General features: G+C 72.2%; 8 protein-coding genes and 1 pseudogene. 7 read left to right on the plus strand and 2 right to left on the minus strand.

The genetic code is table 11. The annotated features are described in order from the left end of the window. Positions 1-209: 209 nt before the first annotated feature. Together ABGB14_RS37885 and ABGB14_RS37890 are read left to right on the plus strand one after the other, a co-directional pair. Positions 210-584, plus strand: a pseudogene (locus ABGB14_RS37885) (alpha/beta hydrolase); the annotation flags it as partial. A gap of 121 nt (positions 585-705) precedes the next feature. Then, a complete protein-coding gene (locus tag ABGB14_RS37890; protein WP_347648671.1) occupies positions 706-2883 on the plus strand; it encodes a hypothetical protein in 2178 nt (725 codons plus the stop codon). A gap of 171 nt (positions 2884-3054) precedes the next feature. On the opposite strand, the gene ABGB14_RS37895 is transcribed toward ABGB14_RS37890, so the two are convergent. Next, entirely contained in the window at positions 3055-3519 is a 465-nt protein-coding gene (locus tag ABGB14_RS37895; RefSeq protein ID WP_347648672.1) for a cupin domain-containing protein, read from the minus strand. Between the two features lie 292 nt (positions 3520-3811). After that, positions 3812-5365 carry a PHB depolymerase family esterase gene (locus tag ABGB14_RS37900; protein WP_347648673.1) on the minus strand — a complete coding sequence of 518 codons (1554 nt, stop codon included), beginning with the start codon at positions 5363-5365 and terminating at the stop codon, positions 3812-3814. 243 nt (positions 5366-5608) lie between these two features. On the opposite strand from ABGB14_RS37900, the gene ABGB14_RS37905 reads away from it, so the two are divergent. The 5 genes from ABGB14_RS37905 (at position 5609) to ABGB14_RS37925 (ending at position 13164) form a co-directional block, all read left to right on the plus strand. Next, positions 5609-6127, plus strand: coding sequence for a MarR family transcriptional regulator (locus ABGB14_RS37905; RefSeq protein ID WP_347648674.1), 519 nt, complete (start codon positions 5609-5611; stop codon positions 6125-6127). Positions 6128-6199: 72 nt separating this feature from the next. Then, positions 6200-7132, plus strand: coding sequence for an ABC transporter ATP-binding protein (locus ABGB14_RS37910; protein WP_347648675.1), 933 nt, complete (start codon positions 6200-6202; stop codon positions 7130-7132). Positions 7133-7152: 20 nt separating this feature from the next. Beyond that, positions 7153-7869: an ABC transporter ATP-binding protein gene (locus ABGB14_RS37915; RefSeq protein ID WP_347648676.1), complete on the plus strand. Its 717-nt coding sequence runs from the start codon at positions 7153-7155 to the stop codon at positions 7867-7869. Positions 7870-7885: 16 nt separating this feature from the next. Then, complete coding sequence (locus ABGB14_RS37920; protein ID WP_347648677.1) at positions 7886-11056, plus strand: FtsX-like permease family protein; 3171 nt, start codon at positions 7886-7888, stop codon at positions 11054-11056. After that, on the plus strand, positions 11053-13164 hold the full coding sequence (locus ABGB14_RS37925; protein ID WP_347648678.1) for an FtsX-like permease family protein: 2112 nt from the start codon (positions 11053-11055) through the stop codon (positions 13162-13164). The genes ABGB14_RS37920 and ABGB14_RS37925 overlap by 4 nt, the downstream gene beginning before the upstream one ends. The last annotated feature ends 125 nt before the right edge of the window (positions 13165-13289 follow it).

The raw sequence follows: 13289 nt of genomic DNA on the forward strand, positions 1-13289 counted from the left end.
TCTGGTCCGTGCCGGGGCGACCTTCGTCAAGGGCAAGCTCGTCGAGCGGCCCGCGGAATCACCGGCGATCGAGGACCAGTCGAGAGCCGCCTAGAAGATCTTGATCCACAGGTCTTGACGATTGCTCTCATCACGCACCCGGAGGGCCGTACACCTCAGGGCTTTCCTACAGCACCGCCGTCCAGAAGTACACTCCGGAGCTCCGTCCGACGACAAACTACGAGACCATCGTCCTGCAGAGCGAACTCGATGCGATGACGCCGTACGAGCAGGGCTGGGCAGCCGGCACAGGGTTGCCGAACACGAGCCTGATCGCCGTCGACAACGAGAGCGTCCACGGCGTCTTCCCCTACGGCACGGAGGAAGTGGACCGCCCGGTCATCGACTTCCTGCTCGGCGGCGACCGGCCCGCACAGACCGTCGTCGCGGCCGGCAAACCCCTGCCCCTGGAGCGGACCACGTACGAGTCGTGGACGCCGCTCGATGGGAACGCCGAGCACGCCACCGAAACCCCCTCGTTCACGGATCCGACCATCCCGGCAGAGACGGGCGTGCTGCGGGAGCAGGGGAGTCGAAGTGGATGACGTCTAGGGGTCGGCGTGATTGTTGACTTTTTACGGTCTGGCCCGTTATCTCATATGAAGCCGATACGGGCCCGAAGGAAGCAGTTCCACTCAAGACCGTAATCTCCCAGGAGTGCAACCCATGCGTGTCCTCTCCGTCCTGCTGTCCACTCTCTTAGCCGCCTCCCCAGCCCAAGGAACCGTGACCGACTTCGGCGTCCAGTCGACCGCGCTCACCGTCTTCGAGGGGTACTTCGGCACCGGCCAGGACGGGCGGCCCGCCGTTTTCAGCGTCCAGATGGGTACGCCAGGGGTCGTCGCCGAAGTCGACCCGGTGACCCGCGAACTGAGGGACACCGTGGAGTTGCCCGGCTCGTCCGGCGGGTGGGGCATCACCCAGGCGGCCGACGGGACCGTCTATGCCGGGACCTACCCCAACGGCCACCTGTACTCCTTCAAGCCGGGCCAGGAGCAGGCCACCGATCTGGGGCAGGTCGTGCCGGGGGAGTTGTACGCCTACGGGCTGCAGGCCGGTGAGGACGGCAAGATCTACGGGGGGACGTATCCGGGGGCCAAGGCGTTCTCGTACACCCCGGGTGAAGGGTTCCGCGACCTCGGAGTGATGGTCGAGGGCCAGCAGTACACGCCGGACGTCGCGGTCGACACCGACCGGCAACTGCTGTGGGCGGCGGTCGGCTCGGCGGGGCACCTGATCCGGCTGGACCTGGCCACGGGGGAGAAGCGGGACATCTGGCCCGAGGCGCTGCGCGGCGATCCGAGCTATCCGTACGACCTGAACCTGGTGGCGGGCAAGCTGTTCGTCAAGCGAAGCAAGGGGCAGGCGCTCGTGCTCGACCCCGACTCGGGGGAGGTGCTGGCCGACGGGTTCGCGATGAGCTCGCGCGGCACGACCAAGGTCGCCGAGGGCGGCTACGTCTACTTCACCTCGGGCACCGAGCTGTGGCGCTACGACCTGGCCGCCGACCGGCCGGAAGCGGTGCCGGGGGTGGCCTCGGGCGGTGCCGGGGTGGGCTGGGGCTTCGTCGACGGCACGCTTTACGCGGCGATCGGCAACTACAACGGCGACGCGTTCTCCTACGACCCGAGCACCGGCGCGTCCCAGCGCTTCAAGCTGCCGTTCCCGTACCAGCCCATCGACATCAACAATGTCACTGCCGGGCCGGACGGCCGGATCTACACCAACCTCTACATCAACGGCAACGTCGCGGTCCTCGACCCGGCCACCGGCAAGGTGACCCAGCTCGGCCGGGCCGCGCAGACCGACGGGTGGTTCTGGAAGGACGGCAAGCTCTACCTGGGCACCTATCCCAACGGCGCGATCATGCACTACGACCCGGCCCGGCCGTTCGTCACGGGCACGAACCCGCGTGAGCTGTTCCGCCTGATCGGCGACGGCCAGAACCGGCCCGTGGCGTTCGCCGCCGCCGGGAGCGAGGTCTACATCGGCAGCACCCCCGACTACGGCCTCTGGGGCGGCGCGCTCACCGTCTACGACGAGACTTCAGGCGAGCACACGGTACGGCGCGCCCCCGTCGCCGACCAGGGCGTCACCTCGCTGGCCGTGCTCGGGGACACCCTGTGGGGCGGCACGTCGATCTACGGCGGCGGCGGCACCACGCCCAAGGCGACGGACGCCAAGGTGTTCACCTACGACCTGGCCTCGGGCGAGAAGCGATCGGAGCACACGCCGGTGCCCGGCGCGAAGTCGATCACCGCGCTGGTCAAGGGCTCCGACGGGCTGCTCTGGGGCCTCGCCGACGGCACGGTGTTCATCATGGACCCGGCCACGGCCCGCGTGGTCAAGCGGGTCAAGCTCCCCGCCGGATACACCGGCGTCTCTGACGAGCTGCACGTCAACCCCGACGAGCACGTCTACGCCTCCCTCGACGGGAAGGTGTTCCGCATCGACCCGCTGTCGAAGACGTTCACGACCGCCGTCGAGTCCGGCCTCTACCGGGGCGCGCAGGACGGCTCGGGCAACATCTGGTTCCGCAGCGGCACCAAGGACGCCCTCGGCTCCGTACAGGGCGGCGCCCGCCTGCTCCGCTACAGCCCTCCGGCGGATGCCTGCAAGGCCTCCGACCTGACCCCGATGGTCACCGTCAAGGGCCGCGACACCGGGGTGGCGAACCGCTATCGCCCCGACGGCTGCACGATCGAGGACCTCATCGAGGACGAGAAGCACACCGGGCCCCAGCTCATCGCCCACGTCGCCAAGAAGTCGGCCGAACTGGTGGCCGCCCGCCTCATCACCAAGGAGGAAGCCGGCCGCATCGTCAGCGCCGCGGCCAAGCCCTGACACGGGAGGCGTTCACGGCCTACGCGGGTGGGTGGGCCGTGACGCCGCCTTCATGTGTGAAGCCGGTGAACGGCGCGCGGAGTGCGCGGCAGCCGGCCAGGTCCGCTGGCGGCACACCACCGCTGCCTTGATTGCCGCGAAGTCCGGAGAGCGCGCCGGAGAACCAGCCGACTAGACAGAAGGTGGATGGTCGAGGAGCGCTACTCCGTACCGCGCCAGGAGGTCGGCGTGCTCTTCGTCGGCGCGCGCGTCAGCGGGGCCGATCGCCCTGAAGTAGCCCTCGACGGCTCCGGGGTTGTTGATCTGAAGGATCTCCGCGGTCTCCGTGATCGGCTGGAGCGTGTGGGGCACTGACCGGGGTCCGTAGATGAAGGCGCCGGGTTCGGCGTCGTACACGTCGCACGTGGCGAGCGACGTCGATCCGATCCAGAACCGGACGCGTCCGGAAAGGATCACCCAGCTCTCGTCCTCGCGACTGTGGGTGTGCAGGGGCGGCGCGTCGGCGCGCGGCATGTTCAGACGTGAGACGGTGATCGCTCCACTCGTCTCGTCGGTCGACACGACCTGCTCGACCCCGGTGTTGTAGTAGCGGAAGGCCGGACCGTCGCCGGGGTTCCGCACGAGAGCGATGCTCATCCGAAAACCTTTCATAGCGGGTACGTCAGCGCGCTGGACGCGGCCATGGCCGCATGATCAGCCAGCTATCTAGACATTAACAAGTTGAAATATAAACTACAAGGCAGGGTGTGGAGCTCGGCTCGGCGCAGGCATGTGTGCTCGGGCGACTCGATGAGCGACGCGGCATGGGGCGCACCGAGTGGCCCTGGCCGCGGTACGCGGCCGGTTCTCCCACCGGCGCGGATCCCTCGATCACGGCCCGGTCCCACCTGTCGACGACGGGGCCGTGATCAGGGAAGCGCGGTGATGGTCAGGCGCAGGCGTAGCCGGACGGCAGGGCGGTGTTGCCGTTGGGCCTGCTCGCTTGGAAGCCGAAGCTGGTGGCGCCGGCTCCCGGCGCGAGCGTGCCGTTGTGGCTGACACTTCTGACCGTGACGGTCTGGCCGCTGCTGGTGACGGTGGCGTTCCACGAGCCGGTCAGGGTGTGCCCGGCCGGCAGGGTGAAGGTGACGGTCCAGCTGGTGATCGTCGAGGTGCTGGTGTTGGTGATGGTCAGCGGCTGGATCACATACCCGTTCCCCCACTGGGACTGCACGGTCGGGGTGGCGGAGCAGGCACCGGTCGTGCCTGCCTGGGTGGTGATCTGGACGGTGTCGGAGACCGGTGAGACGTTACCGGCGGCATCGCGCGCCCGGACCTGGTAGCGGTAGGTGGTGTTCGCGGTCAGGCCCGTGTCGGTGAACGAGGTCGTGGCCGAGGTGCCGACCTGGGTGAACGTGCCGCCCGCCGCGCCGGGAGCGCGCAGGATCTGATAGCCGGTTACGCCGGTGTCGTCGGTGGAGGCCGTCCAGGCCAGGCTGGTGCCGGTTGCGGTGGTGCCCGAGGCGGTGAGTCCGGCCGGGGCGGTCGGCGGCGTGGTGTCGGTCGAACTGGTGGTCAAGCCGAAGAACTGGATGGCGTAGAGGGCCATGCCGCCCTGCGGAAGAGCATGCCCGGCGCCCTGGACGCTGTACGCCTCCACCTGCACGGTGCCGGACGAAGTGGCGTACCGGCTGCGGTTCCAGTTCGCCTGCGGGGTGTCGGTGCTGGTCGGGGTCTGGCTCAGCCCGAACACATCGGTCCACTGCTCGATCGACTCGCGCAGCAGCGAGTAGGGCACGAGGGTGTCGCTGGTGCCGTGCCACAGCTGCATGCGCGGGCGGGGGCCGGAATATCCCGGGTACGCCTGGCGGACCGCATCGCCCCACTGCTGGGGTGATCGGTCCATGCTCCCGCCGGTGCACCTGCTGCTTCCAGGTGGATAGTCGGAGGCGCCGGCGAAGCAGTTGAAGGGCACACCCATGAAGGAGGCCCCTGCCTTGAACACGTCCGGATGGACGGCGAGCATGTGCTGGGTCATCATGCCGCCGGACGAGCTTCCGGTGGCGTAGACCCGGTTCGGGTCTCCACGGTAGGTCCGCTCGACGTAGTCGATCATCGAGAGGATCGAGTCCGGATCGCTGCCGCCGCCGCGCTGTTTGGCCGCGTCCGACCAGGTGTCGAAGCAGTTGCCGAACCCCGCCGACTGGGTGGCGGTCGGGTAGATGACGACGAAGCCGTATCGATCCGCCAGCGAGGCGAACTCGCTGCCCTGGTGGAAGCCGGGACCGGAGCCGCCGCAGCCATGCATCGCAACCACGATCGCCGGCGAGGTCGGGTGCGAGTCCGGCACATAGACGTGCATCCGCATGTTGCCCGGGTTGTTGCCGAAGCCGGTCACCTCCACCAGGCTGGCGGCGACGGCCGGCGATCCGAGTGCCACGGTCATGACGGCTAAGAGCGCCGCGGCGCAGGCACTGGCCAGCACCCGTATCCATCGGGTCATTCGCGCTCCTCCTCTCCAGATCTGCGGCGCGCCGTGGGTCGGTCCGCCGCGTATTGACACCGGTCGCTGGAAAATAGAAGGGCCGCAATCCGCCGTCAATGCACGCGCGGTGCGCTGGTCCGCCGGTTCACCTGGCAGGGAGCCGTTCTCCCTGGTTATCAAGTAGCTTGTTATCAAGGTCCTTGATAATGGGGTGAAACTTACATCTGGGCCCGTTCTGACAGGACGAGATATCGTCTCCTGGTGACCGATCCGGGTGTCCCCGCGGCCGCTGCGCCGGACGCACCGCCGCCCCATGTGAGCTACCTGGTGTTCCGGCTGGAACGCCGCATCCGCGCCTGCCTGGATGAAGCGCTCGCCCGGCACGGCATGACGACCACCGAATACATGGCGCTCAGCGAGCTGCGCCTGCGCGACGCCCCGTCCTCGGCCGACCTGGCCCGCATCGCCTTCGTCACCCCGCAGGCGATGAACCTGGTCATCCGCGATCTCGAACAACGCGGCCTGATCCGCCGCGACCCGCATCCCCGTGGCGGCCGCGCCCTGCGCACCCGCCTCACCCCGAAAGGCCTGAGCACCCTCCGGCGATGCGACCGCTCCCTCGACGGCATCGAAGCCGTCATGCTCGCCGAGATCGACGACCCCGACCGCACGACGCTCGCGGAAACCCTCACGCTGTGCGCCCGAGCCCTCCACCCGGACACGCGGGCCCTGACCCCGGTCCTTCGCTCGCGGAAGCCGCCACCGTCGCCCTGGCCGTAAGGGTCTTGGGCCCGATTTGCGAGGACGATAGAGTCTGGCCCTGAAGCAGAGCCGTGCCGGGCGGAGGAGGGGATGTCCATCGCGCCCTTATCCCTGCCGCAGCCACCTGCGAAGGCGCCGGAGTTCGGACGAGATGCGCTGATCGTGTGCGAGAGCCTGGTGCGGATCTACCAGTCCGGGTCGGTCGAGGTGCAGGCACTGCAAGGGCTGGACCTGGTCGTGGACAGCGGGGAGATGGTGGCCGTCGTCGGCGCGTCCGGGTCGGGGAAGTCGACGTTGCTGTCCATCCTGGCCGGGGTCGACGCTCCCACCGCCGGGCGCGTGCGCGTCGATCGGTGGAATCTGCTGGACATGTCGCGGGCCGATCGTGTCCGGTATCGGCGGCACACCGTGGGATTCGTACGCCAGCAGACGGCCGCCAACCTCATCCCGTACCTGACCGCACGGCAGATGGTCGACCTGCCGATGACAGCGGCCCGCACCCCTGGCCGGATACGCCGCAGGCGTGCTGCCGAGCTGCTGGACCTGCTCGGCGTCGCCGACTGCGCCGAGCGGCGGCCCGCGCAGCTGTCCGGCGGGCAGCAGATGCGGGTGGCCATCGCGGTGGCCCTCGCCAACGAGCCCAGGGTGCTGCTGGCCGACGAGCCGACCGGTGAACTGGACAGCGCCACGTCGGCCGCCGTGTTCGGGCTGCTGCGGGAGGTCAACCGGCAGCTGGGCGTCACCGTCGTCATCGTGACCCACGATCCCGCGGTCAGCGGGCAGGTGGAGCGGACGGTGGCGATCCGCGACGGGCGCACGAGCAGCGAGGTGTTGCGGCGCACCGCCACCGGAGACGACGGCGCCCAGCAGGTGATCGCCGAGGAGTACGCGGTGATGGACCGTGCGGGGCGGATCCAGGTGCCGCGCGACTACCGGGAGGCGCTGGCGTTGACGCGAAGGGTCCGGCTGGTGCTGGAGGCCGACCACGTGGCGATCCGCCCCGACGGCGGCGGGGCCGGATGAACGGCGGCCCCCTGGTCCGTGTGCGTGGCGTTCATCGCCGGTTCGGCAGCGGGGCGACCGCCGTGCACGCGTTGCGGGACGTGACGTTCGAGCTCGCGGCCGCCACCATGACCGCCCTCGTCGGGCGGTCCGGCTCCGGCAAGACCACGCTGCTCAACATCATCGGCGGCCTGGACCGCCCGGACTCCGGCACGGTCCTCGTGGACGGAACGGACGTCACCGCCCTCGACGAGGACGGCCTGTCCCTGTTACGGCGGGAGAAGGTCTCGTACGTCTTCCAGACCTTCGGCCTGATCCCGGTGTTGTCGGCCGCGGAGAACGTGGGCGCCCCGCTGCGGCTGGCCCGCGTACCGCCGGCGGAGCGTGAGCGGCGGGTCGCGCTGCTGCTGGAACTGGTCGGACTGGCCGCCCATGCCGAGCAGTTACCCGCCGAGCTGTCCGGCGGGCAGCAGCAGCGGGTGGCGATCGCCCGGGCGCTGGCCGCCTCGCCACGGCTGCTGATCGCGGACGAGCCGACCGGGCAGCTGGACGCCGAGACCGGTCTGTCGGTGATGGCGCTGCTGCGCGGGGTGGTGGAGTCCGAGGGGGTGACGGCGTTCGTCTCCACGCATGATCCGACGATGCTCGCGCTGGCGGATCGGGTGATCCGCATCAACGACGGGCATCTCGACGAGCATCCCGGCTCACGCTCTGACGGGCGGCCCGACGGAGGCTCCAACGGTCGGGGCGATTCGTGATCAGCGAGAGCCGTCCGTGCTGAGGCTGGTCGCCAGGCGAGCCCGTGCGCAATGGCCGTTGCTGGCAGCCCTCCTGGCCGTCGCCGTGGTCGGCCCCACGCTGCTGGGCACCTGCGCCCTCCTGCTCACCCGTACCGCCGAGCAGGCGCTGGAGACCGCCGCCTCTCGCGCCGCCTCCGACCAGATCGACGTCACCGCCTACACCGTGACCATTCGCGGCGAGCACGCGAGATCCGTCGCCGACGACACCCGCGCCGTGCTGACCTCGGCGCTCGCCCCGTTCGCGACGACGACGGCCGCGCGCGCGTCGTCCGTGATGCGATCGCTGCCCAGCGCCGGTGTTCCGGCCGTGGCGTACCTGTCGGGGGTGGAGGACCTGCAGGCCCGCACCCGACTGGCCGCCGGACGCCTGCCGCGGGCGGGTGCCGCGCCGGCGGAGGCGGTTGTCCTGGAAAGCACCGCGCGGCAGCTCGGCCTGACCGTCGGCAGGCGGGTCCGCCTCGGCAGAGAGCTGGCCGACGATCCCGACCGGGGCGTCGAGGTGAGCGTGGTCGGAGTCGTGCGACCGCTGCCGGGCACGGGCTGGGAGCGTGACCCCCTCGCCGCCGCCGGGTACGATCCGGCCTACCACGACGGCCGCTCCGCACAGCCGGTTCACGCGTACGGGCCGTTCATCGTCGACCTCGCCGACCTGCTCGGCGGCGGCTCCACCCTCGACCGGCTGGAGATCGGCGCCCACCCCGACCTGTCCGCCCCCGCCGCCCGCGATCTCGACACCGTCATCCAGACCGTGCTCGGCGCCGACCGCCGGCTGGGGCAGACCCTCGGCGACCGGGTACGGATCCAGCGCGTCGCCTCCCGACTTCCCTCGACCCTGCTGGCCGCCCACGAACAGCAGCGGGTCACCACGGCGGCCGTGCTCGCCGTCGCCGCCATCGGACTCGTCCTGACCGCGACCGCCCTCGCCCTCGCCGGCCGGCTCAGCGCCGGTGTGCGCAACGACGAGACCGCCCTGCTGTCCGCGCTGGGCGTCGGCCGCGGCCGGCTCGCCGGCGCCGCGCTCGTCGAGGCCGGCGCGCTCGCCGGGATCGCCACCGCGGTCGCGATCCCGGCCTCGTCCGCCCTGCACGCCGGGCTGACCCGGCTGCCGCCCATGGCCGGGGCCGGGCTCGCCACGCCTTTCTGCGTGAACGCCGTACAGGTGCTGTCCGTCGCCGGCGGCGCGCTGGCGCTGGCGGCGGTGCTCGTCGTGCCCTCGCTGCGGACCTCCTCCGGAGGTTTGCGCGGGCGGCGGGAGCTGCTCGCCCGATCCGGCGCCGACGTGCTGCTCGTGGCGCTCGCCGCCGTCGGCTGGTGGCAGTTGCGCGACCAGCCTGCAGGTTCGGGGTCGCCCATCGACGCCGTGCGGGTGCTCGCTCCAGCGCTGCTGCTCATCGCCGGGTCCGCGGTGGCGTTGCGCCTGGTGTGGCCCGCGTTGCGCGTCGTGGAACGGCTGGCCGGCCGGGCGCGCGGGCTGATGGTTCCGCTGGCCGCGTTCGAGGCCGCCCGCAGGCCACAGGCGGTCGCGGCGGGGCTGCTGATCGGGCTGGGCTGCGCGGCGGCCACGTACGGGATCGGGTTCGATGCCACGTGGCAGCGCTCCCAGCAGGACCAGGCCGATCTGTCCGTCGGCACCGATCTCGTGCTCACCCTCACCGCCCCGCCCGCCGCCGGGCAGGGCAGGGTGGTCGGCGCGGCCACCGGGGGAGAGGTGAGCCCGGCCACCGATCGTGGCATCGCGGTCGGGCAGTGGCTCGGCAGCGCCGGTGACCCGCCGCGGCTGATCGCCGTGGACACCACTCGTGCCGAGGCGCTGCTGCGCGGGCGGCTGGACGACGGCCGCACCTGGAACGCCGTGGGTGGCGGCCTCGCGCCGCCGGCGCGCGCCGCCGGCGTTCCCGTCCCGGCCGGAGCCGCGCTCTCCCTGACCGGGAAGGCGACCGGTGCGACGCCGCTCACCGTGACGCCCCGGCTGCTGCTCCAGGACGCGACAGGTCTGCGTACCCCGTGCACCGGTGAGCCCGTTCCGCTCGACGGCGAAGCACATCCGCTGCCGGACTGCGCGACGGCCGAAGGGCTCCAGCTGGTCGCGGTGTCCCTTCCGTTCGCGATCGCGACGGGGAACGTGGGCACCGGCCACTCCGATCCCCTGGCGGAACTTCCGGCGGGGGACAGCCGTGTCGCCGTGACACTCACCGTGGCGGGAACAGGCTCCGCAGCCTCGCACTGGACCGCCACCTCAGCCGGTCCGGCCCCCGGGCAGCTCGGCAATCCGGCCGTCGCCCTGACCGGCACCTCCGCCGGCACCGAGCTGAGGATGGCCACGACCGTCGCGCTGAAGGGCCGGCCGGACGCCGCCAGGAACCTGGTCGCCACCGCCTTCCCGGCCCCGGGACCGGTGCCCGTCGCCGTCTCCGGCCGCTTCGCCGACGAGGTGGGCGCCCGGCGCGGCTCCCGGCTCGACCTCACCGTCGGCCTCACCCCCGTACAGGTCAGCGTGGCCGAGGTGCTGCCGGCCGTGCCGTCAGCTCCGGGCGCCGCGGCCATCCTGGCCGACTTCGACGCCCTCTCCCGCGCTCTCGCCGTCAGCGGCGACTTCGACGTGCCCGTGGACGCGTGGTGGGTCGGCCGTCCCGCCACGGGCGATGCAGCCGATCTCCGCCTCGGCAGCGTCACCACGCGCGCGTCCGAGACCGCCCGGCTCACCGGCGGCCCGCTGCAGGCCGGGCTGCCGGCCGTGCTCCGGCTGCTCGTACCGGCCGCGGTCCTGCTGATGATCGCCGGGATCGTCCTGCACGTGACGTTCGATCTGCGGGCCCGCGCGGTCGAGGTGGCGCGCCTGCGGGGTCTCGGGATGACCCGGCGCGAGATCCGTACCGTGCTGCTCGGCCAGCACGTCGGCATCCTGCTGCCGCTGCTCGCGGCGGGCGCGGTCATCGGCGCGCTGGCCACCCGCGTCGTCGCGCCGCTGCTCGTCCGCTCCGACACCGGCGCCGCTCCCGTTCCCGAGGTCCTGCCCGTCTGGCCGTGGGCCGCCGAGGCCGCCCTGCTCGCCGGGCTGCCGGCCGGGTGCGCGCTGGCGGTGAGCGCGGTGGTCGCCGTCCAGGCCCGGCTCGCCGATGCCGCGTACCTGCGGGTGGCGTCGTGAAGATCCCGGCACCGCACTGGCCCAGCGTCGCCGGCCGCGCCCGCGCGGACGCCGGGCCGTTGCTCCTGGCCGCCGTCGTGGTGGCGGTCGTCACGTTGCTCGCCGGCGCGATACCGCCGTTACTGTCCGCGACCGCCGACACCGCCGTACGGGACGCGGTACGCGGGGACGGCGGCGACCTCCGGGTCCACGCCCGCATGGAAGACGACGGCGGGCCGAGCGGCAGCCGCGTCCGGCACCCCCGCCTCGCCGAGGGCGTCGACGACTTCCGGGCCAGGGCGACGGACGAGCTCGGCCCCGGCCTGCGCGCCGCCCTGCATCCACCCGTCGCCACCGTCACCAGCCCCACCCTCAAGATCACCGATGGCAGCGTGCTGCGCACGTTCCAGCTCGCTTACGTGGCCCGCGACGGCGGGCCCGGCGTGACCTGGATCGTCGGCGGCCCGCCCCGGCCCACCGGCTCCGAGACGGCGTCGGTTCCCTACGGCGCGCCGCCCTGGCCGGTGCAGGTGGGCCTGTCGGAGGCGGGCGCCGCCGCTCTCCGGCTCCGTCCCGGCGCCCGCATCCCGCTGGCCGACGACCAGGGGAACGTCAAGAAGGTTCAGGTCAGCGGCATCTTCCGGCCTCGGGACAGCGCCGATCCCGCCTGGCGGCTCATCCGCGCGCTGCTGAGTCCCGTCGCCGGCGCGGACGGCACGGGAAGCACCCGCTTCGCCGGGCTGCTGTCCCGCGACTCGCTGCCCGACGCCCGGCTCGCCTTCGGACAGGACGAGTTGCGGCGTACCGCCTGGTTCACGCCCGACCCGGCCCGGCTCACCTGGGACGCGGTCCCGTCGGTCACCGCGAGGGTGGTCGCGCTCAAGGCGGCCTCCGGCTCCTCCGGCGCCCGGGACGGCTCGCTGAAGTGGGAGACCCGGCTCGACGGGGTGTTGCGGAACGTGAGCGCCCAAGTCGACGCCGCGTCCGCGCAGGCGTCCGTCCTGCTCGTCACCCTGCTCGCCGCCGCGGTCCTGGTCCTGCTGCTCGCCGCCGACCTGCTGGTACGCCGCCGCGCCCCCGCCCTGGCAGCCGCCCGGCAGAGAGGGATGTCGCTACCGGTGATCGGTGGCGAGCTGCTGCTCGAATCCGCCGTGATGGCGCTGCTGGCCACGGCGGCCGGGCTCGGCCTGGCCCGGGCCGTCGCGCCGGGGGTCTCCTGGGAGTGGACGGCTCCCGTGGTGGTCACCGCCGTCACCGCCGGGCCCGCGTTCGGCACGCTCACCGCCGCCCGCGCCACCCGGGATCGCCGCGTGCCGGCCAACCGGAGTGCCCGGCGGTGGGTGCGTAACACCGTACGGCTGCGGCGGGCCGCACTTGAGATCGGGGTGCTGGTGGCCGCGTCCGGCGCCCTCGTCGCTCTGTACCAGCGGGGGATCGGCGGCGGGGTGCTGCCCGCGAGCGCGCCCGCCCTCTGCGCGCTCGCGGGCGCGCTCATGCTGGCGCGGGCCCTGCCCCTCGGGACGCGCTTCGTGCTCAAGCGGCTTCTGGGCTCGCGCCGGCCGCTGGCGGTGTTCGGGGCCGCGAGGGCGGCGGCGACCTCGGCCCGGGTGCTCCCGCTGGTGGTGCTCGTGACCTCCGTGGCCCTGGCCTCGTACGCGCTCACCCTTGGTGCCGCTGTCGGCCACGGGACCGCGGATGGGCCGCTGGCCTCGGGACTGCTGCGGTTGGCGTGGGTCTCGGCGGTAACCCTGCCGGTTCTGGGCCTGCTGGGACTCGCTCTCGGCACGGCGGCCGGCGCGCCGGAGCGGTGGCGGACCCTGACCCGGCTGCGCACCCTCGGGCTGCGGCCCCGGGAGGCCCGCTGGGTCGCGGCGGGGGAACTGCTGCCGCCGGTGGTGGTCGCCGTTGTGGGCGGTCCGCTGCTCGGGGCGCTGCTCGCCCGCCTGATGTTCGGCTCGCTCGCCCTGGGCCTGCTCACCGGTGCCGATCCGGCCCCGGCGTTGCCGTGGTGGGGGCCCGCACTGGTGGCTGTCGTGTTCCTGGCGGCGGTCGCCGTCGTGGTGCCCGTCGAATCGGCGCTACGCCGCCGACGACGGCTGAGCGAGGTGCTCCGCGCGGGCGACAGCTGAGCCGGCCGGCTGGTCGGGCCGGGAGCGCGTCTTATCGTCGCTAACAAAACTACGTTAGCGCGCCTTGACTGAATCCTCGATAACGAAATAACGTTGCCGTTGCTTACATGCCATCCGGTCACCAC

Source organism: Nonomuraea sp. B10E15, assembly GCF_039871615.1.
GTDB lineage: Bacteria > Actinomycetota > Actinomycetes > Streptosporangiales > Streptosporangiaceae > Nonomuraea.